The sequence below is a fragment of the Rhizobium sp. 01T437 genome, assembly GCF_056398505.1.
In genome coordinates, this window is the sequence record NZ_JBFTPM010000005.1 from 335,233 (window position 1) to 355,699 (window position 20,467).

Consider the following 20,467-nt stretch of genomic DNA (forward strand, 5'->3'; position numbering starts at 1 on the left):
ACATGGTTGAACTCGCTCTCCCGAAGAATTCCCAGATGCGCGAAGGTAAGGTGTGGCCGAAGCCGGCGGGTGCCAAGAACACCCGTGAGTTCCGCGTCTATCGCTGGAGCCCGGATGACGGCCAGAACCCGTCGATCGATACTTTCTACGTGGATATCGACGATTGCGGGCCGATGGTTCTCGATGCGCTTCTCTACATCAAGAACAATATCGATCCGACGCTGACGCTGCGCCGTTCCTGTCGTGAAGGCATCTGCGGTTCCTGCGCGATGAATATCGACGGCACGAACACGCTTGCCTGCACCAAGGGCATGGACGACATCAAGGGCACGGTGAAGATTTACCCGCTGCCGCATATGCCTGTGGTCAAGGATCTGGTCCCGGATCTCAGCAATTTCTACGCCCAGCACCGCTCCATCGAGCCCTGGCTGAAGACGGTTTCGCCGACGCCTGCCAAGGAATGGAAGCAGAGCCATGAGGACCGCCAGAAGCTCGACGGTCTCTATGAATGCATCCTGTGTGCCTGCTGCTCGGCCTCCTGTCCGAGCTACTGGTGGAACGGTGACCGCTATCTCGGCCCAGCCGTCCTGCTGCAGGCCTATCGATGGCTGATCGATAGCCGCGACGAAGCGACCGGTGAGCGCCTCGACAATCTCGAGGATCCGTTCCGACTTTATCGTTGCCACACGATCATGAACTGCGCGCAGACCTGCCCGAAAGGTCTGAACCCGGCCAAGGCAATCGCCGAAATCAAGAAGATGATGGTCGAGCGTCGCGTGTGAGTGCTGACGCTTCAGCCGGCATCGAAGATTTTGATTCCGAGGCGGTCGCCGAAATCCGGTCGCGGCTCGCCTCGGTCAAACAGCATGGTATCCGCATCGGTTTTGCGATCGAAAGCGGAAGCCGCGCCTGGGGCTTTCCCTCGCCAGACAGCGACTATGATTGCCGTTTCGTCTACGTCCGTCCGGTCGCTGACCATATCGGACTGGTCTCGCATCGGGATGTGATCGAGTTTCCGATCGTGGGTGATATAGACACTGGCGGTTGGGATCTGCGCAAGGCGCTGCTGCTTGCCCTCAAAGGCAATGCCGTTGTCGTCGAATGGGTAAAATCGCCAATCGCCTATGAAGAAGAGCCCGGATTTCGCAGCCGTCTTTCCAGCGTGCTTGACGAGATCATGCTGCCGCAGAAGATTGCGCTGCACTATGTCGGTCTGCTGCGCAGTCACTGGCAGATGCATGGGGACGGGCCAATCAAGCTCAAGAAGCTGCTTTATGCGATTCGTCCGGCAATTGCGCTCGAATGGATGCGCTCGAATGAGTTTCAGAAGCTGCCGCCGATGAACATGATGCAGTGTCTTGCGGCAGTCACCATCGATGAGACATTACGCAAGGCTATTCATGAATTGGTGATCGTCAAAGGCCAGACGCGCGAGATGGGCGAGGGCCTGCCGCCTGAGTGTATCCAATCCTTTCTCGCGGCATCAATTGAGCGTTATCAGGACTTCGCCGAGCGAATCAAACTTGATCAGGAAGCGGACGGACGAGCACAACACCTTGCTGACATATTTTATCAGCAAGAAGTCCAGCGAGCGGTCGGTTGAATTGTGCCAGTTTCGCCATAGGTGTCGTGAAAGCGTTTTGGATTGTGCTGACTTGATTAACCAAAGTGAAATACGGTAATCGAACCTACAATTGAAATATCTCTGCGGTTGAGGCGGACATTCGGGAGCTTGATGATGCAGTTGCGATATGTGGTGACGGGTCTAACGGCCGCTCTGGCCTTGGCGGGATGCCAGCGCACCTCATATGATTACAGCAGTAACAGCGCACCTCCGCCGTTGACCGCGCAGCCGGTACCCTCCGTGCAGGGCGGCCAGCTTCCGCCGCCGACCGGGCAGTTTCCCGCCGCGCCGACCTCGACGGCGCCGATGGCTGGTGTTCAGCCGGGTGGCGTTGCGCCTGCGACCTCTCTTGATGTCACCAAGGAATCGATGGTCGGCAGCTGGCGTGTCAACGGTACCTGCGACATGTTCCTGACGCTCACCAATCTCGGCAGCGGATCGCGCGGCGGTACGCGCGGTTGTGTTGGCGAGCTGACGGCTATGGGCTCCTGGGAAGTTTCCGGCAAGCAGGTTCTGCTCAAGGACCGCAGCGGCAACCAGATCGGCTCCGTCTACAAGGTTGCCGACAAGAGCTTCAATGGCCAGACCTCGACCGGCCAGCCGATCACCCTCAGCCGGTAAGACAATCCGGCGGGGTTCCGCCGGTTACGCATAGGCGGACAAGCCCTCATGCAGCCAATGCCAGACTATTCGCTCAGCGTCACCGAGCAGCTCAAATCGCTGACTGCTTCGGAGACGTTGCAGGTTGATTCCGCCCAGATAGATGTGGCCAAATGCCTCGACCGGGTGCTTGCCGCTCTTAAGCAGAAGCGGCCCGCCGCCAAGAGCAGCGCGCTCGGCTGGCTGTTTGCATCCAAGAAGAAGACGGAGACCGGCATCAAGGGCCTCTATATCCATGGCAGCGTCGGGCGCGGCAAGACGATGCTCATGGACATGTTCTTCCAAATGGCGCCCTGCCGGAAAAAGCGGCGCGCTCATTTCCATGAGTTCATGGCCGATGTGCACAATCGCATCGCTGCTCACCGGCTGAAGCTGAAGAACGGCGAGACGAAGCAGGCCGATCCGATGCCGCCGGTCGCCGCTGCCCTTTTCGAGGAAGCGGAACTTCTCTGCTTCGACGAATTCACCGTCACCGATATCGCCGATGCGATGATCCTGTCACGGCTGTTTTCCGAGCTTTTCGCGCGCGGCTGCGTGCTGGTGGCGACCTCGAACGTCGAGCCCGACAATCTCTACAAGGACGGCCTCAATCGCGGGCTTTTCCTGCCTTTCGTCGGTCTCCTCAAAAAATATGTCGAGATCGTCTCACTCGATTCGCCGACCGACTACCGGATGGAGAAGCTGAACAGTCAGCCGGTCTACCTCATCCCGATCGATGAGCGCACTGACATGGCGATGGATGCGTCCTGGACGCAGGCGCTGCACGGTCGCAAGGCGCAGCCGACGGACGTTGCCATGAAGGGGCGGGCAATCCATGTGCCGCTCGCCGTTGATCGCATGGCACGCTTCTCCTTCTCCGATCTCTGCGAAAAGCCGCTGGGCGCTGCCGATTTCCTGGCCATCGCCGAACGCTTCGATACGATCTTCCTCGATCACATTCCCTTGCTCGGCCCTGAAAAGCGGAACCAGATCAAACGCTTCATCATTCTGATCGATACGTTCTACGATCATGGCACCCGCCTCTATGCTTCCGCCGCTGCCATGCCTGAATATCTGCTCGTCGAAAGACGCGGCACCGAAGGCTTCGAATTCGATCGTACGGCATCTCGTCTTTTTGAGATGAGAAGCGCGGAATATCTCGCGGCGCATCATGAACGGCGGGCTGCCGAGTAACACTTTGGTGACAATTGATCTTACGTTTACGTAAGAATTTTAATATCTAAACGATTGAAATTGCTGCACCAAAAATAATGGATTGCCATTTTTTGGCTTTAGGTCTATGCGATTGCGGCATTGGGCGATGCCCGCGCGTCGCCCGACGGATTTTGATCGCAAAGGAAAAGCGAAATGGCGCGTAACAAGATCGCACTCATCGGTTCTGGCATGATTGGTGGCACGCTGGCGCATCTCRCCGGCCTGAAGGAACTGGGCGACATCGTCCTCTTCGACATTGCCGACGGCATTCCCCAGGGCAAGGGTCTCGACATCGCACAGTCCTCCCCGGTTGAAGGCTTCGACGCCAATCTGACCGGCGCCAGCGACTATTCTGCGATCGAAGGCGCTGACGTCTGCATCGTCACTGCCGGCGTTCCGCGCAAGCCAGGTATGAGCCGCGATGACCTTCTCGGCATCAACCTCAAGGTCATGGAGCAGGTCGGCGCCGGCATCAAGAAGTATGCCCCGAACGCTTTCGTGATCTGCATCACCAACCCGCTCGACGCGATGGTCTGGGCGCTGCAGAAGTTCTCCGGCCTGCCGGCCAACAAGGTCGTCGGCATGGCCGGCGTTCTCGACTCTTCGCGCTTCCGTCTTTTCCTCGCCAAGGAATTCAACGTTTCCGTTCAGGACGTCACGGCCTTCGTTCTCGGTGGCCACGGCGACACGATGGTGCCGCTCGCCCGTTATTCGACCGTTGGCGGCATTCCGCTGACCGACCTCGTCACCATGGGCTGGGTCACCAAGGAACGCCTCGAAGAAATCATCCAGCGCACCCGCGACGGCGGTGCCGAAATCGTCGGCCTGCTCAAGACCGGTTCGGCCTACTATGCTCCGGCCGCCTCTGCGATCGAAATGGCTGAAGCCTACCTCAAGGACAAGAAGCGCGTTCTGCCCTGCGCTGCCCACCTCACGGGCCAGTACGGCGTGAAGGACATGTATGTCGGCGTTCCCACGGTCATCGGTGCCGGCGGCGTCGAGCGCATCATCGAGATCGATCTCAACAAGACCGAGAAGGAAGCCTTCGACAAGTCGGTCGGCGCTGTCGCTGGTCTCTGCGAAGCCTGCATCAACATCGCGCCCGCCCTCAAGTAACCGGTGCGCTGACGTTATCGAAATAGGGATAAACCCATGAACATTCATGAATATCAGGCCAAGGCTCTGCTGAAGGGCTATGGCGCGCCGGTCGCGCAGGGTGTGGCTATCCTCAAGGTTGAAGAAGCCGAGGCTGCCGCCAAGTCGCTTCCCGGCCCGCTCTACGTGGTCAAGAGCCAGATCCATGCGGGCGGCCGCGGCAAGGGCAAGTTCAAGGAGCTCGGCCCGGATGCCAAGGGCGGTGTCCGTCTCGCCAAGTCGATCGATGAAGTCGTTGCCCATGCCAAGGAAATGCTTGGCAATACGCTGGTAACCGCGCAGACCGGCGAAGCCGGTAAGCAGGTCAATCGCCTCTACATCGAAGACGGTGCCGACATTGCCCGCGAGCTCTATTGCTCGCTCCTGGTCGACCGTTCGGTCGGCAAGGTGGCCTTCGTCGTTTCGACCGAAGGCGGCATGGATATCGAAGCAGTCGCTCACGACACGCCTGAGAAGATCCACACGATCGCCATCAATCCGGAAGCCGGTGTGACAGCTGCCGACGTTGCTGCGATCTCCAAGGCGCTTCAGCTCGATGGTGCAGCTGCAGAAGACGCCAAGACGCTCTTCCCGGCGCTCTATAAGGCCTTCGGCGAAAAGGACATGGCCCTGCTCGAGGTCAATCCGCTGATCGTCATGAAGGATGGCCACCTGCGCGTCCTCGACGCAAAGATGTCCTTCGACGGCAACGCTCTGTTCCGCCATGACGACGTGAAGACGCTTCGTGACGAGACGGAAGAAGACGCCAAGGAAATCGAGGCCTCCAAGTGGGACCTCGCCTATGTCGCGCTTGACGGCAACATTGGCTGCATGGTCAACGGCGCAGGCCTTGCCATGGCGACGATGGACATCATCAAGCTTTACGGCAAGGAGCCGGCGAACTTCTGCGACGTCGGCGGTGGCGCCGGCAAGGAGAAGGTTGCTGCAGCCTTCAAGATCATCACCGCTGACCCCAAGGTTGAAGGCATTCTCGTCAACATCTTCGGCGGCATCATGAAGTGCGATGTCATTGCCGAGGGCGTCATTGCCGCGGTCAAGGAAGTCGGTCTCAAGGTTCCGCTCGTGGTTCGCCTTGAAGGCACGAATGTCGATCTCGGCAAGAAGATCCTGAACGAATCGGGTCTGGCGATCACGGCGGCTGACGATCTCGACGATGCGGCCAAGAAGATCGTCGCGGCGATCAACGGCTGAGGACGGTCATGGCCTTCCAGTCTACGCCCACCGCTGCTCATTTCCGCCTCAACGCCTTTGCGGGTGCTTGGGAGGGAGAAGAGTATGTCGCGGCGTCGGCGTGGACGAGCGAAGGCAAGGCCATTGCTGAGCTTTCCAGCGAGACGCTGTTCGGGGGCTTCTTCCTCGAACAGCGCTATCGCCAGACGCGGGATGGCGCCGTTTCGTTCGAGGCCCGAAATGTTTTCGGTTTCGACGCTTCGGACCAGGCTTACAAGCTCTACCAGTTCGACAGCGCGGGTTTCGCGCCGCCTTCGCCGGCATCCGGCGAGTGGAATGGCGATGAACTCATGCTGATCAAGACTTCGCCGCGCGGCAGACAGCGCACCGCGTTCACATTTGAAAATGAAGACTGCTACCGGATGGGCGTCAGCTTTTCGCCTGCAGGCAGCGATACTTGGCAGGAGGTCGTCAGCGGCATCTATCGTCGCGCGTCTCTTACGTCTTCCAACCTCTTCTAGACAAAGGCCCCGCATGTCTATTCTCGTCAACAAAGACACCAAGATCCTTGTTCAGGGTCTGACCGGCAAGACCGGTACATTCCACACCGAACAGGCGCTTGCTTACTACGGCACGCAGATGGTCGGTGGTATTCACCCGAAGAAGGGTGGCGAAACCTGGACCGGCTCCAAGGGCGAAAGCCTGCCGATCTTCGCAACCGTTGCCGAAGGCAAGGAAAAGACCGGCGCCAACGCGTCCGTCATCTATGTTCCGCCGGCAGGTGCAGCTGATGCAATCATCGAGGCGATCGACGCCGAGATCCCGTTCATCACCTGCATTACCGAAGGCATCCCGGTCCTGGACATGGTTCGCGTCAAGGCTCGCCTCGAGCGCTCCAAGTCGCGCCTGCTCGGTCCGAACTGCCCGGGCATCATGACGCCGGAAGAATGCAAGATCGGCATCATGCCGGGCTCGATCTTCCGCAAGGGTTCGGTCGGCATCGTTTCCCGTTCGGGCACGCTGACCTACGAAGCCGTCTTCCAGACCTCCAACGAAGGTCTCGGCCAGACGACGGCTGTCGGCATCGGCGGCGACCCGGTCAAGGGCACCGAGTTCATCGACGTGCTCGAAATGTTCCTGGCGGATGAAGCTACGACCTCGATCATCATGATCGGCGAAATCGGCGGTTCGGCTGAAGAAGACGCAGCGCAGTTCCTCAAGGACGAGGCCAAGAAGGGCCGCAAGAAGCCGATGGCCGGCTTCATCGCGGGCCGTACGGCGCCGAAGGGTCGCACCATGGGCCATGCCGGTGCTGTGGTTTCCGGTGGCAAGGGCGACGCTGAATCGAAGATCGCGGCGATGGAATCGGCAGGCATCAAGGTGTCGCCGTCTCCGGCTCGCCTCGGCAAGACGCTGGTTGAAGTCCTCAAGGGCTAAACCAACTTATATACCTCGGGCGGAGGAACGGCATCCCGGCCTCCGCCCGGCTCTCTATTTCAATGCGGATGCGTCGCGGACAGGCGACAATCGGAATGCGGCAGCCGGCGATGAAGCCGGCAAATTCATCTAAGTCAGGAGGCGGGCGGAAGCGTCCGCGTAACACCATGGCACGGCAAGAAGCCAACGAGCAATTTCAGATCACCTCGTTTCTGGATGGCGCCAATGCTGCCTATATTGAGCAGCTCTACGCCCGTTATGAAGACGATCCCAATTCGGTCGACGATCAGTGGCGGTCCTTCTTCAAGGCGCTGGAAGAGGATCCTGCTGATGTGAAGAAGGCAGCCAAGGGGGCTTCCTGGCGCAAGAAGAACTGGCCGCTGCAGGCAAGCGGCGATCTCGTCTCGGCGCTCGATGGCGACTGGGGCATCGTCGAAAAGGTCATCGAGACCAAGGTAAAGGCGAAGGCCGAAGCCGCTGGTCAGCCAGCAGGCGCAGCCGACGTGCTGCAGGCGACGCGCGATTCCGTTCGCGCCATCATGATGATCCGCGCCTATCGCATGCGCGGCCATCTGCACGCCAAGCTCGATCCGCTCGGCATTGCTGCCGCGGTCGAGGATTATCACGAACTTTCGCCCGAAAATTACGGCTTCACGGCTGCCGACTACGATCGCAAGATCTTCATCGATAACGTGCTCGGCCTCGAATATGCGACCCTCCGCGAGATGATCGAAATCCTCGAGCGCACCTATTGCTCGACCCTCGGCGTCGAATTCATGCACATCTCCAATCCGGAAGAAAAGGCATGGATCCAGGAACGTATCGAAGGTCCGGATAAGGGTGTCGCTTTCTCGGCTGAAGGCAAGAAGGCGATCCTCGCCAAACTCGTCGAAGCCGAAGGCTACGAACAGTTCCTCGACGTCAAGTTCAAGGGTACCAAGCGCTTCGGCCTGGACGGCGGTGAATCGCTGATCCCGGCACTCGAACAGATCCTCAAGCGCGGCGGTCATCTCGGCCTCAAGGAAGCCGTGTTCGGCATGGCCCATCGCGGTCGCCTGAACGTGCTTTCCCAGGTCATGGGCAAGCCGCACCGCGCCATCTTCCACGAGTTCAAGGGCGGCTCCTACGCTCCTGACGAAGTCGAAGGTTCGGGCGACGTGAAGTACCATCTGGGTGCTTCCTCCGACCGTGAATTCGATGGCAACAAGGTGCACGTCTCGCTGACGGCAAACCCGTCACACCTCGAAATCGTCGACCCTGTCGTCATGGGCAAGGCGCGCGCCAAGCAGGACATGAGCGCTACGGTATGGGACGGCGATATCATCCCGCTGTCGGAACGCGCCAAGGTTCTGCCGCTCCTGATCCACGGCGACGCGGCCTTTGCCGGCCAGGGCGTCATTGCCGAAATTCTCGGCCTGTCCGGTCTGCGCGGCCACCGCGTTGCCGGCACGATGCATGTCATCATCAACAACCAGATCGGCTTCACCACGAACCCGGCCTTTTCGCGCTCGTCGCCCTATCCGTCCGACGTCGCCAAGATGATCGAAGCACCGATCCTGCACGTCAATGGCGACGATCCGGAAGCCGTGGTCTATGCGGCGAAGATCGCGATGGAATTCCGCATGAAATTCCACAAGCCTGTCGTGCTCGACATGTTCTGCTACCGTCGCTATGGCCACAATGAAGGCGATGAGCCGTCCTTCACGCAGCCGAAGATGTACAAGGTCATTCGTGGTCACAAGACAGTCCTGCAGCTCTATGCTGACCGTCTCGTTCGCGAAGGCCTGCTCACCGACGGCGAAGTCGAAAAGATGAAGGCCGACTGGCGCGCCCATCTCGAGCAGGAGTTCGAGGCTGGCCAGCACTACAAGCCGAACAAGGCTGACTGGCTGGACGGCGAATGGTCCGGCCTGCGCACGGCTGACAATGCCGACGAACAGCGCCGCGGCAAAACCGCCGTGCCGATGAAGACGCTCAAGGATATCGGCCGCAAGCTGTCGGAGATTCCGGCTGGATTCAACGCGCATCGCACGATCCAGCGCTTCATGGAAAACCGTGCCAACATGGTCCAGAGCGGCGAAGGTCTCGACTGGGCGATGGCCGAAGCGCTGGCTTTCGGTGCGCTCGTGGTCGAGGGCCACAAGATCCGTCTGTCCGGTCAGGATTGCGAACGAGGCACCTTCTCGCAGCGCCACTCGGTTCTCTACGATCAGGAAACCGAAGAGCGCTACATTCCGCTTGCGAACCTGTCGCCGACACAGGCCCGTTACGAAGTCATCAACTCGATGCTTTCGGAAGAAGCCGTTCTAGGCTTCGAATACGGCTATTCGCTGGCTCGTCCGAATGCCCTGACGCTCTGGGAAGCCCAGTTCGGCGACTTTGCAAACGGTGCGCAGGTCGTGTTCGACCAGTTCATCTCGTCTGGCGAACGCAAGTGGCTGCGCATGTCGGGCCTCGTCTGCCTGCTGCCGCATGGCTATGAAGGCCAGGGTCCGGAACACTCGTCCGCCCGTCTGGAACGCTATCTCCAGCTCTGCGCGGAAGACAACATGCAGGTCGCCAACGTCACGACGCCGGCGAACTACTTCCACATCCTGCGCCGCCAGCTGAAGCGCGACTTCCGCAAGCCGCTGGTCCTGATGACGCCGAAGTCGCTGCTGCGCCACAAGCGCGCTGTCTCGACGCTTGCCGAAATGGCCGGCGAATCTTCCTTCCACCGTCTCCTGTGGGACGATGCCGAGGTCATCAAGGATGGTCCGATCAAGCTGCAGAAGGATGCCAAGATCCGTCGCGTCGTCATCTGCACCGGCAAGGTCTATTACGACCTGCTGGAAGAGCGTGAAAAGCGCGGTATCGACGACATCTACCTGCTGCGCATCGAGCAGCTCTATCCGTTCCCGGCCAAGGCGCTCATCAATGAGCTGTCCCGCTTCCGGAACGCCGAGATGGTCTGGTGCCAGGAAGAACCGAAGAACATGGGTGCCTGGTCGTTCATCGACCCGTATCTCGAATGGGTGCTTGCCCATATCGATGCGAAGTACCAGCGCGTTCGCTACACGGGTCGACCGGCCGCCGCTTCCCCGGCAACGGGCCTGATGTCCAAGCATCTGTCGCAGCTCGCCGCGTTCCTCGAGGATGCGCTGGGCGGCTAACAAAAAGAGGGAAGCGCGATGGCATATTTCTTCATGAGACTTGTGCCGCCGCGCTCCACGTTCCCGCATGACGGGACCGGGGAGGAAATGGCGGCGATGAAGCGCCATGCCGAATATTGGCACCAGAAGGCCCTTGCGGGATCGGCGATTGCCGTCGGTCCCGTTTTCGAGGCTGGAGGGGCTTTCGGCGTCGCGATCGTCGAGGTTGCGGATCAGGCGGCAGCCAAGGCGCTTGCTGATGCCGACCCGATCATCACGTCCGGCTTCGGTTTCCGTTTCGATGTCTCGCCAATGCCCTCAATCATTCTCCGGCCGCAGGCCGGGACCGCCATCTAACACGATAACAAGCACAATCAGGATTTGAACAATGGCCACAGAAATCCGCGTTCCAACACTCGGTGAATCCGTCAGCGAGGCAACCGTCGGCACCTGGTTCAAGAAGGTCGGCGACGCCGTGAAGGCCGACGAGCCCATTCTCGAGCTTGAAACCGACAAGGTGACCATCGAAGTTCCGGCTCCGGCGTCCGGCACGCTTTCGGAAATCGTCGCCCAGGCTGGCGAGACGGTTGGTCTCGGTGCGCTTCTCGGCCAGATCGCCGAAGGTGCGGCTGCCGCAGCTGCTCCAGCTGCCGCTGCCCCTGCAGCAGCACCTGCTCCGACGCCAGCTGCTCCGGCTGCTGCCGCTGCCGCTCCGGCCGCCTCCGTATCCTCCATGCCGCCGGCTCCGGCTGCGGCAAAGATGCTGGTGGAAAACAATCTCTCGGCCGATCAGGTCGATGGTAGCGGCAAGCGCGGCCAGGTTTTGAAGGGGGATGTCATCGCCGCTGTCGCCAAGGCTGCAGCAGCTCCAGCCGCTGCACCGGCAGCGCCTGCTGCTCCGCGCGGTCCTTCGACGGTAGAAGATGCCGGCCGCGAAGAGCGCGTGAAGATGACGCGCCTGCGCCAAACGATCGCCAAACGCCTCAAGGATGCACAGAACACGGCTGCGATGCTCACCACCTACAACGAGGTGGACATGAAGGCCGTCATGGACCTGCGTAACAAGTACAAGGATGTCTTCGAGAAGAAGCACGGCGTGAAGCTCGGCTTCATGGGCTTCTTCACCAAGGCCGTTACGCACGCGCTCAAGGAGCTGCCGGCCGTCAACGCCGAGATCGACGGTACCGACATCATCTACAAGGCCTACTGCCATGTCGGTATGGCTGTCGGCACCGACAAGGGTCTGGTCGTTCCCGTCATCCGTGACGCCGACCAGATGTCGATCGCCGAAATCGAGAAGGAGCTCGGTCGTCTTGCCAAGGCAGCCCGTGACGGCTCGCTCTCCATGGCCGAGATGCAGGGCGGCACTTTCACGATCACCAATGGTGGTGTCTACGGTTCGCTGATGTCCTCGCCGATCCTCAATGCGCCGCAGTCGGGCATTCTCGGCATGCACAAGATCCAGGAGCGTCCGGTCGCCATCGGCGGTCAGGTTGTCATCCGCCCGATGATGTATCTGGCGCTCTCTTACGACCACCGCATCGTCGACGGCAAGGAAGCCGTGACCTTCCTCGTGCGCGTCAAGGAAAGCCTGGAAGATCCGGAACGTCTGGTTCTGGACCTCTAAGCGGAGCGATCTGCCATGCGAGACCGGATCATGCGAGCGGCGGGCGCAGTGTTATGCGCCACGGTTGCCTTCATGCCGGTCTCGGCTTTCGCCTTCGATGTGAACAAGGCGAGCAGCAATTTCGACTTCGTGTCGCTTGATGATGCGGAGCTTTCCGCACGCCACATCAAGACTAACGACATGGGCAATGTCGAACTGACCTCGGGCCGTATCGTTGCCGCCGATCCGCTGGCACAGCCGGATCGGCCGGCATTGGCAAAGACGGTTCCTGTCGGTGAATATCCGGTACGGCTCTATGAGGCTTTTGGTCGGGTTGCGGCGGCAAGCATGCGCTTTGCCGAGGGCAAGCCCGATCACTGGGAGCTTGCGACCATTCCGGGCCAGGATGTCGCTACGCTGAAGGATGACGAGATCTTCGGCTATCCTGTCGATGCCGGTCTCGGCAGCTATATGGATGCCGACACGCTTGATCTAATCGGGGAACGCGAGCAGCAGGTGCAGGCTGCAAAGCCGGATTCCGACGTGAACTATTATGACGTGGTCGCCTCCGAACTCGATGCCAACAAGGGGGTCTATGACCTGCACCGGCCGATCGCCGGCAAGAAGGGCAATGTGGCGATGTTCTGGAGCGGCTGGGGCGATGGCTTCTATCCGGTGTTCTGGGGACTGGACAAGGACGGGCGTCCGCTGGTGCTGCTGACGGATTTCCAGGTCACCGAGAATGCCGACGGGCGCAGGGAGCCGAACCACAAATGAACGGGCAGGGCACATGCTGACCAAGCAGAAAAGTGTAGTCGCGATGGTGATCGCCGCGCTTTCCTACGCGCCGGCTTCGGCCATTGCCGCCGATTGCAAGCAGGGCAAGGCGATCTACGCCGATCGCGATGGTGCCTACGAACTGCGCTTTTCGCCGATTACGTCTGAAGCCGTGACGTCAAGCCACCAGTTCAAGCTCAGCGCGCTCAAGACCTCAGTCGTCATGGATGGCTATGTCATGCCCTCGGACGATCCGGAGCGCACCATGGGCATGGTCCTGTTCAACTGCCCGGATGGCGACGTCACGGGTGCCGATCTCGATGCCTGCACGGTCTGGCAGGGCTTCGTCTATCGCGCAATTGCCGATGGCGGGCTCGATAACCTGCAGTCCGGTGACAGCCCGGCAACCGAAAAGATCGTCTTTCCCGGCCTCGGCCCAGCGATCCGCCAGTCTTCCGCCTGGGGTGACGGCAAGGCGACCGTCGCTCCCTGGGATGTCCTCGATTTCAAGGGATGCGCACAATGACCGACAGTCCCGTTCTTCTCGTTACCGGTGGCAGCCGTGGCATCGGTGCTGCAGCCTGCCTGGCCGCCGCGCGTCACGGTTGGCGCGTTGCGGTGAACTATGCCTCGAATGAAGAGGCGGCAAATGCCGTGGTCTCCGAGATCAAGAAGGCTGGCGGCGATGCGATCGCGATCAAGGGCGATGTCGGCAATGCCGCCGATATCGTCTCGATGTTCGAGGCGGTCGATAGGCATTTCGGGCGGCTGGATGGGCTGGTGAACAATGCCGGTATTGTCGATTGCATCGCGCGTATCGATGAAATGTCGGCCGAGCGCCTCGAGCGGATGATGCGAATCAATGTGACGGGTTCGATCCTTTGCGCCGGCGAGGCTGTGCGGCGCATGTCCACCCGACACGGCGGACAGGGCGGCGCGATCGTCAATATCTCCTCCATGGCGGCGGTGATTGGCGGGCCGGCACAATATGTCGACTATGCTGCATCGAAAGCAGCCATCGATACGTTCACAATCGGACTTTCTAAGGAAATCGCGGCCGAGGGTATCAGGGTGAATGCGATCCGCCCCGGCATCATCGAAACGGATATTCATGCCTCCGGCGGACAGCCGGACAGGCCGAAAGAAATGGCTTCATCGATCCCGATGAAGCGAACCGGACAGGCGGAAGAGGTGGCCGATGCGATCGTCTATCTGCTTTCGTCTTCCGCATCGTACATAACAGGCGCGATCCTCAATGTGAGCGGCGGGCGCTAGTCAATAACGCAAAGGGAAAAAGTAATGTCCTATGATGTGATTGTTATCGGAACCGGCCCAGGCGGCTATGTCGCGGCAATCAAGGCTGCGCAGCTCGGCCTCAAGGTCGCCGTCGTCGAGAAGCGCGCCACTTACGGCGGCACCTGCCTGAATGTCGGCTGCATTCCCTCCAAGGCGCTGCTGCATGCTTCCGAGATGTTCCATGCAACGCATCATATAGAAGAGCTCGGCATCGAGGTCGCTGCTCCGAAGCTCAATCTCGAAAAGATGCTGGCGCACAAGGATGCGACGGTAAAGTCGAACGTCGACGGCGTTGCCTTCCTCTTCAAGAAGAACAAGATCGATGCCTTTCACGGCACCGGCAAGATTGTCTCCGCCGGCAAGGTCTCGGTGACCGCCGAAGACGGCACGGTTCAGGAAATCGAAGGCAAGAACATCGTCATTGCCACGGGTTCCGACGTCGCCGGCATTCCGGGCGTGAAGGTCGATATCGATGAGAAGATCATCGTATCCTCGACCGGCGCCATTGCCCTGGAGAAGGTGCCGGAAACGATGATCGTCGTCGGCGGCGGTGTCATCGGCCTTGAGCTGGGTTCGGTCTGGTCGCGCCTCGGTGCCAAGGTCACCGTCATCGAATTTCTCGACAAGATCCTCGGTGCGATGGATGCCGACGTGTCCAAGCAGTTCCAGCGCATGCTGGGCAAGCAGGGCATCGACATCAAGCTGAGCTCCAAGGTGACCGGCGTCGAGAAGGGCGACAAGGGCGCCAAGGTGACGTTCGAGCCGGTCGCTGGCGGCGCTGCGCAGACGCTTGAAGCCGATGTCGTCCTGATCTCCACGGGCCGCATTCCCTACACGGCAGGCCTTGGTCTCGAAGAAGCGGGCGTCAAGCTCGACAATCGCGGTCGCGTTGAAATCGACGGCCACTTCAAGACCAATGTCGAGGGTATCTATGCGATCGGCGACGTCGTGAAGGGCCCGATGCTGGCGCACAAGGCCGAAGACGAGGGTGTCGCGCTCGCCGAAATCCTCGCCGGCCAGCACGGCCATGTGAACTATGACGTCATCCCGAGCGTCGTCTACACGCAGCCGGAGGTCGCCTCCGTCGGCAAGACGGAGGAAGAGCTGAAGGCCGCCGGTGTCGCTTACAAAGTGGGCAAGTTCCCATTCACGGCAAACGGCCGCGCCCGCGCGATGCTGGCGACCGAAGGTTTCGTGAAGATCCTGTCCGACAAGGAAACCGACCGAGTGCTCGGCGGCCATATCGTCGGCTTCGGCGCCGGCGAGATGATCCACGAGATTACCGTGCTGATGGAATTCGGTGGTTCGGCAGAAGACCTCGGCCGCACCTGCCATGCGCATCCGACCATGTCGGAAGCCGTGAAGGAGGCAGCACTCGCTGCCTTCTTCAAGCCGATCCATATGTAAGATTAAATATCAGCAATCATTCACAATGCCGCTTGCCTTCGGGCAGGCGGCGTTTTTATTTGGTAGGCAAGTTTCGCTAACTATTTGATGAAAGCCAAGAAAATGAATGGTCGCGTCGTTTCCGGCTATAGCCTTTCCCAGCGTTTCCTTCACTGGGCGACCGTGCTCCTGGTCCTCTTCAACCTTCTTTTGCCTGATGGCATGAATGCCTGGTACCGGCTTGTCCGCCATGGCGGCACGCCATCGCCGGAACAGATCGCTTCGGCCAATATCCACGCCTATGTCGGTATCGCAATCCTGCTTATGACGATCCTGAGGCTCGGCCTGCGCTTCGTGCGGGGCGTACCGCCTGAAGCCGCAGACGAACCGGCGATCTTTCGGCTCGCTGCACGGCTGGCGCATGCGAGCCTCTATCTCCTGCTGCTCGCTCTGCCTGCTTCAGGCATTCTGGTCTATTATTTTGGTGCGCAAGCATTGGGCTCACTGCATGCCGACGTCCTGAAGCTCATCCTCTGGATCGTCATTGTCGCGCATGTCTTTGGTGCGCTGGTCCACCAGTTCTATTGGAAGACAGATGTATTGCGGCGCATGACGATGGGCTGAGAAGGACGACGGTCAGTTGACCGCCGTGACCGTGAAGCCCTGCTGACGCAGCAGTTCGATGACACCAACCTTGCCTGGGAGGTGCAGGGCACCGACGGCCATGAAGACGTTGCCGTTGGCGAGGATGGGGGCGGCGCGTTCGGCCATCACCTTATTGCGGTCGAGGATGATGCGCTGTTCGAAGGCGGCGTAATCGCTGCTCTCGTCGCTGCCTTCCGGCGATACGGTCTTCAGCATCGGCATGGTCATGCCGATATCGCCGGAGAGATAGATGTCGGTCATGGTTTCGACAACGTCGTTCATCTTGGCTCCGAGTTCCAAGGTTTCGATCAACGACTTCAGATGAAATTCGACCGGCAGCTCGGCCATGGCCTGCAGCTGTTCGGCAAGGGTTTCCAGCCCTTTGACCTGTTTGCCTTCGGCAGCCGCATCGGCGGCGATCTTCTGGTCGAGGAACTGCACACCCTTCGCCTTGCGGGCGATCTCGCAGGCGGGAAGTGCCACGACGCTTGCGATCATCCAGGGGCGCATGCGCGAAACGGCCGAGAGCGGGATGCCGCGCTGCTTCAGTCCGGCTTCGAGGCGGGTATAGTCCTCAGGCGAAAGAAGCTTTTCGATGGTCGTGCCGTCCGTGAACATCATCAGGTCCGGTCTCATTAGAAGTGATGCAGTGGCCTTCTTCTCATCGAGGATTTCGTCGGACTCGATGACGACAGTATCGGCACCGTCATGGGCTTCCTGGGCACGGGGCGGCAGGTTCGAGACGCGTGGATCGGTGACGTGCATGGTGCCGAGCAGCCAGGAAGTCTTGAGGCCCGGCTTTTCGATCTTCCAGAAAATGCCTTTGCCGTTCGGTGTGGCATCTGCCTCTTTCACCGCTTCGGCATACCGGCCCGGTTCGTTCTGTTGTAGCTCCGTGAGCAGGTTCTTTCCGGTGCAGCTATCTTCGGTGGCATCGGCCGGCGTGACGGAAAAGACGACTGCAAGCAATGCGGCGGCAAGCAGCATGTGAAAGGCGGCGATCAGCCAGAGCAGGATATTGCCCGGCTGGGCCATATGGAAAATGCGGTGGCCGATGGAGATCGTCATGATGGTAATCCGGTCACATGTGCTTCAAGCCTCATGCTCTACGCCGGGCTTGCGCATATTCCTTTAAGAGACAGCGTTAACGAAGGCTTATGCGCGCGGATGCGCCCTATCATACACCTCCAGAAGCCTTGATGCATCGACGCCGGTATAGACCTGCGTGGTGGAGAGGCTGGCATGGCCGAGCAACTCCTGAATGGTGCGCAGGTCACCGCCGCCGGCCAGCAGATGCGTGGCGAAGGAGTGGCGCAGCGCATGCGGGGTCGCCGTTTCCGGCAGGCCGAAGGCACTGCGCAATTTCTGCATGGCGCGCTGGATGATGGCAGGCTGCAGCTTACCGCTGCGGGCGCCTCGAAAGAGCGGTTCGCCTTCGTCAAGATGAAAGGGGCAGAGCGCTCGGTATTTCTCAACCGCTTCGAAAACGATGGGCAACAACGGCACGAGGCGCGTCTTGTTGCCTTTACCGGTGATGCGCAGCGTGGTGGTGCCGGTCCTGATATCAGCAGGCGTCAGGTCGAGTGCTTCGGAAATGCGCAGGCCGCAACCGTAAAGCAGCGTCATAACGGCGGCATCGCGTGCGGCAATCCAGGGTTCATCGTGGAGCTGGGCTTCGTTGCTGACAACGGTGATGGCCTGTCTGTCTGACAGAGGCTTCGGAAGAGATTTCGGTTGCTTCGGGGATCGCACGGCACCGGCGCCCGCCGCATTCACGAGGCCCTTCTTTTCAAGGTGACGCAGAAAAGAGCGAATGCCGGCGAGATTGCGAGCAACCGAGCGGGCGCCGGAGCCCTCCTTGCGCCGAGCCGCCAGAAAGGCGCGGAAGTCGGCCGGGCGCAGCGTTTCGATATCGCGCAGCGTCGCCGGGCCACCGAGATGACCGGTCATGAAGGTCAGGAACTGACGCGTGTCGCGCTCATAGGCATCGAGCGTATGTTCGGAAAGGCGGCGCTCCCGGGCGAGGTTTTCGAGCCAGGCGCTGCGTTCCGTCATGAGGTGCGGATCGGCGATGATCAGGAGTTCATTCACGGTTTTGGCTCTTGAATTTGCTTTCGGTGACGCCAATTCTGAAACAGTGGCGTTATGGAATTGCTAATGCTTGCCAAGCCCTTGTCATGTATCGATCATAATTCATTGAGATAGCTTATAGCTTCCGTAAAACAGGAATTTTCATGGCACGGCGCGATTCCATGACGGCCTTTGGACAGCTCGCGGAAGCGATTGCCCTGGTTTCACACGGAAAGCCCGGCCATATCGTCGATACGCTGATTGCCGAGCGCGGACAGAAGATCGTCCGCCACCCTCTGTGGCCGCTGATGCGACCGTTTCTCTATACGCTGCTGCGCTACAACAAGGCGCTCGAATTCGCCAATGACGTCGCCAACATGCCGGGCTTCCAGTCGTTCGAATATATGAGCAACCTACTGAAGCTCGATATCAGCGTCACCAATGCCGAGCGCATTCCGGCGTCCGGCGGTTTCATACTCGTCAGCAATCATCCGACCGGCATTGCCGATGGCGTGGCGGTGTTCGATCTCCTGAAGACGCGCCGGCCGGACATGATGTTCTTCGCCAACCGGGATGCGGTACGCGTCAATCCGCGCTTTGCAGAAATGATCATCCCGGTCGAATGGCGCGAGGAATTCAAGAGCAAGCTCAAGGCGCGCGAGACACTGCAGCTCACCAACCATGCGGTGAAGGAGGGCAAGGCGACCGTGCTCTTCCCTTCGGGCCGTATCGCCTATTGGGCAAATGGGCGATTGAACGAGCGGCCGTGGAAAACCTCCGCCGTCGGCCTTGCCCGCAAATACGGTCTGCCGATCCTCCCTGTTCACATGACAGCGCGGAATTCCGGGCTTTTCTACTGGTTTGCCAAATGGTCGACCGAACTGCGTGACATGACGGTCTTCTATGAACTTCTGAACAAGAAGGGCGACCGTTTCGATTTCGTCATCGGCAATCTCATTCCTGCCGAAGAGCTCGACGGCGATCTGAACGAGGTGACGAAGGCGCTCGAAAGGCACACGGTCTATGATATGGCTGTCGATGGGGACTCACGCTTCGTGCCTGTGTCCCGGCAACTGGTGCCGGAGCCCGTTGCGGCCCATTCTTTTTAGCGTTGCTTTGCGCTAAAGCGGAGGCATGCGTCTTCGCTCCATGTTTGCCAAGAATTACCGGTCACTGCGCTCGATCCGCATGGATCTGGCGGATACGACGCTGTTTCTCGGCGAGAATGGCGCCGGCAAGTCCAATCTCTATCGTGCGCTGCAGCTTGTGCAGGCGGCGGTTCGCGGGCGGCTGGCCTATGAACTTGCTGCCGAAGGTGGAATGCTCTCAGCTCTCTGGTCCGGGCCACGCCGCACATCCGATGGGCCAGCTCGAATCCGCCTGGAAGTCGAGATCATCGACGAGGAGCGCGCAGTCACGTTCCGGTATCATGTCGAGGCGGGGTTGCGCCCGCCGAAGGCCGCTGCGGGCTTTGCGCTCGAACCGCAGATCAAAGCTGAAGAGCTTTCCGTCGAAACCGGCCGCCGCGCGGTGACGATGATGAAGCGGGCAGGTCCCGGCATCTCCGTTCGCGATAGTGCTGGGCGTATGCAGGACTATCCGGACGAGGCGCTGACATCGGAAACGGCGATCGCCCTGCTCGGGGATGCCGGCCATTTCCCCGAGGTTGCCGCCTTCCGTCGCATCGTCAATAATTGGCGCTTCTTCCACGGTTTTCGCACTGACAGGGCTTCTCCGCTTCGCCATCCCTGCCTTGCCGTCACCAGTCCCATGCTAGATGAGGATGGTGCCAATCTCGCCGCCGTCTTTGCGACGCTCGCCCATACGCGGCAGGATACGGTCGAGCTCGATCGCATCCTGGCATCGGCGCTCGGTGGCGCAAGGCTTATCGTGCCTGAGCCGGGCGAGACGGCGGAGTTCGGCCTGATGCTGCCGGATTTCCCGCACCGTGTCTTCCATCCGCGTGAACTGTCCGATGGGCAGATTCGCTTCCTCGGTCTTGCGGCCGCACTACTCTCTTATCGGCTGCCAGCGCTCATCGCCCTGAACGAGCCGGAGGCGAGCCTGCATCCCGATATGCTGGTGCCGCTCGCCGATATGATCGCCGAAGCGTCAAAGAGCAGCCAGGTCTGGATCGTCACCCATTCGGTGCAACTGGCCGAGGCGGTGCGCGAACGCTGCGGCGTTCGTCCGCGAAAGGTTATCCGTGAGAATGGCGCCACGTGGATCGAAGGCATGCGGCTAACGGGAACGATCGCTGGTGAAGACGATGATGATTAACCCTCATTGTCGGCGGGTTCCATTTTACGGCCGTTG

20 protein-coding genes are annotated in these 20,467 nt (G+C 60.0%); 18 read left to right on the plus strand and 2 right to left on the minus strand.

Going from position 1 to position 20,467, the window contains the following annotated elements; genetic code table 11:
* The first annotated feature begins 2 nt into the window (after nucleotides 1-2).
* From AC1DM5_RS12495 to AC1DM5_RS12570, 16 genes are all read left to right on the plus strand, one after another.
* The gene (locus AC1DM5_RS12495) at nucleotides 3-782 is read left to right on the plus strand and encodes a succinate dehydrogenase iron-sulfur subunit (protein ID WP_477821961.1); all 780 of its coding nucleotides are present in this window, start codon (nucleotides 3-5) and stop codon (nucleotides 780-782) included.
* Nucleotides 680-1,603 (plus strand): nucleotidyltransferase domain-containing protein, encoded by a 924-nt coding sequence (locus tag AC1DM5_RS12500; RefSeq protein WP_477821962.1) that lies wholly within the window; start codon nucleotides 680-682, stop codon nucleotides 1,601-1,603. The genes AC1DM5_RS12495 and AC1DM5_RS12500 overlap by 103 nt, the downstream gene beginning before the upstream one ends.
* Before the next feature lie 135 nt (nucleotides 1,604-1,738).
* Nucleotides 1,739-2,245 (plus strand): protease inhibitor Inh/omp19 family protein, encoded by a 507-nt coding sequence (locus tag AC1DM5_RS12505; protein WP_477821963.1) that lies wholly within the window; start codon nucleotides 1,739-1,741, stop codon nucleotides 2,243-2,245.
* Between the two features lie 48 nt (nucleotides 2,246-2,293).
* Nucleotides 2,294-3,457, plus strand: coding sequence for a cell division protein ZapE (gene zapE / locus AC1DM5_RS12510; protein ID WP_477821964.1), 1,164 nt, complete (start codon nucleotides 2,294-2,296; stop codon nucleotides 3,455-3,457).
* A 174-nt stretch (nucleotides 3,458-3,631) separates the two neighbouring features.
* A complete protein-coding gene (gene mdh, locus AC1DM5_RS12515; RefSeq protein WP_477975063.1) occupies nucleotides 3,632-4,594 on the plus strand; it encodes a malate dehydrogenase in 963 nt (320 codons plus the stop codon).
* A 36-nt stretch (nucleotides 4,595-4,630) separates the two neighbouring features.
* The gene (gene sucC, locus AC1DM5_RS12520) at nucleotides 4,631-5,824 is read left to right on the plus strand and encodes an ADP-forming succinate--CoA ligase subunit beta (protein WP_477821965.1); all 1,194 of its coding nucleotides are present in this window, start codon (nucleotides 4,631-4,633) and stop codon (nucleotides 5,822-5,824) included.
* Between the two features lie 8 nt (nucleotides 5,825-5,832).
* On the plus strand, nucleotides 5,833-6,324 hold the full coding sequence (locus AC1DM5_RS12525) for a DUF1579 family protein (protein ID WP_477821966.1): 492 nt from the start codon (nucleotides 5,833-5,835) through the stop codon (nucleotides 6,322-6,324).
* 13 nt (nucleotides 6,325-6,337) lie between these two features.
* Nucleotides 6,338-7,240 (plus strand): succinate--CoA ligase subunit alpha, encoded by a 903-nt coding sequence (gene sucD, locus AC1DM5_RS12530; protein ID WP_477821967.1) that lies wholly within the window; start codon nucleotides 6,338-6,340, stop codon nucleotides 7,238-7,240.
* A gap of 167 nt (nucleotides 7,241-7,407) precedes the next feature.
* Nucleotides 7,408-10,392 carry a 2-oxoglutarate dehydrogenase E1 component gene (locus AC1DM5_RS12535; RefSeq protein ID WP_477821968.1) on the plus strand — a complete coding sequence of 995 codons (2,985 nt, stop codon included), beginning with the start codon at nucleotides 7,408-7,410 and terminating at the stop codon, nucleotides 10,390-10,392.
* Between the two features lie 18 nt (nucleotides 10,393-10,410).
* A complete protein-coding gene (locus AC1DM5_RS12540) occupies nucleotides 10,411-10,728 on the plus strand; it encodes a YciI family protein (protein ID WP_477975065.1) in 318 nt (105 codons plus the stop codon).
* Between the two features lie 31 nt (nucleotides 10,729-10,759).
* Entirely contained in the window at nucleotides 10,760-11,998 is a 1,239-nt protein-coding gene (gene odhB / locus AC1DM5_RS12545; protein ID WP_477975067.1) for a 2-oxoglutarate dehydrogenase complex dihydrolipoyllysine-residue succinyltransferase, read from the plus strand.
* Nucleotides 11,999-12,013: 15 nt separating this feature from the next.
* Complete coding sequence (locus AC1DM5_RS12550; protein ID WP_477821971.1) at nucleotides 12,014-12,754, plus strand: DUF4241 domain-containing protein; 741 nt, start codon at nucleotides 12,014-12,016, stop codon at nucleotides 12,752-12,754.
* Nucleotides 12,755-12,767: 13 nt separating this feature from the next.
* Nucleotides 12,768-13,280: a hypothetical protein gene (locus tag AC1DM5_RS12555; RefSeq protein WP_477821972.1), complete on the plus strand. Its 513-nt coding sequence runs from the start codon at nucleotides 12,768-12,770 to the stop codon at nucleotides 13,278-13,280.
* Complete coding sequence (locus AC1DM5_RS12560; RefSeq protein ID WP_477821973.1) at nucleotides 13,277-14,029, plus strand: SDR family oxidoreductase; 753 nt, start codon at nucleotides 13,277-13,279, stop codon at nucleotides 14,027-14,029. Before AC1DM5_RS12555 ends, AC1DM5_RS12560 begins: the two co-directional genes overlap by 4 nt.
* Nucleotides 14,030-14,053: 24 nt before the next feature.
* A complete protein-coding gene (gene lpdA, locus AC1DM5_RS12565) occupies nucleotides 14,054-15,457 on the plus strand; it encodes a dihydrolipoyl dehydrogenase (RefSeq protein WP_477975069.1) in 1,404 nt (467 codons plus the stop codon).
* A 102-nt stretch (nucleotides 15,458-15,559) separates the two neighbouring features.
* Nucleotides 15,560-16,060, plus strand: a complete 501-nt coding sequence (locus AC1DM5_RS12570) for a cytochrome b (protein WP_477821988.1) — start codon at nucleotides 15,560-15,562, stop codon at nucleotides 16,058-16,060.
* A 12-nt stretch (nucleotides 16,061-16,072) separates the two neighbouring features.
* On the opposite strand, the gene AC1DM5_RS12575 is transcribed toward AC1DM5_RS12570, so the two are convergent.
* Both AC1DM5_RS12575 and AC1DM5_RS12580 read right to left on the minus strand, forming a co-directional pair.
* Complete coding sequence (locus tag AC1DM5_RS12575) at nucleotides 16,073-17,149, minus strand: TraB/GumN family protein (protein WP_477821975.1); 1,077 nt, start codon at nucleotides 17,147-17,149, stop codon at nucleotides 16,073-16,075.
* Between the two features lie 87 nt (nucleotides 17,150-17,236).
* Nucleotides 17,237-18,172, minus strand: a complete 936-nt coding sequence (locus tag AC1DM5_RS12580) for a tyrosine recombinase XerC (RefSeq protein WP_477821976.1) — start codon at nucleotides 18,170-18,172, stop codon at nucleotides 17,237-17,239.
* Nucleotides 18,173-18,315: 143 nt separating this feature from the next.
* Between AC1DM5_RS12580 and AC1DM5_RS12585 the strand changes: the two genes are divergently transcribed.
* Together AC1DM5_RS12585 and AC1DM5_RS12590 are read left to right on the plus strand one after the other, a co-directional pair.
* Nucleotides 18,316-19,260, plus strand: a complete 945-nt coding sequence (locus AC1DM5_RS12585) for a GNAT family N-acetyltransferase (RefSeq protein ID WP_477821977.1) — start codon at nucleotides 18,316-18,318, stop codon at nucleotides 19,258-19,260.
* A 25-nt stretch (nucleotides 19,261-19,285) separates the two neighbouring features.
* Nucleotides 19,286-20,431, plus strand: coding sequence for an AAA family ATPase (locus AC1DM5_RS12590; RefSeq protein ID WP_477821978.1), 1,146 nt, complete (start codon nucleotides 19,286-19,288; stop codon nucleotides 20,429-20,431).
* The last annotated feature ends 36 nt before the right edge of the window (nucleotides 20,432-20,467 follow it).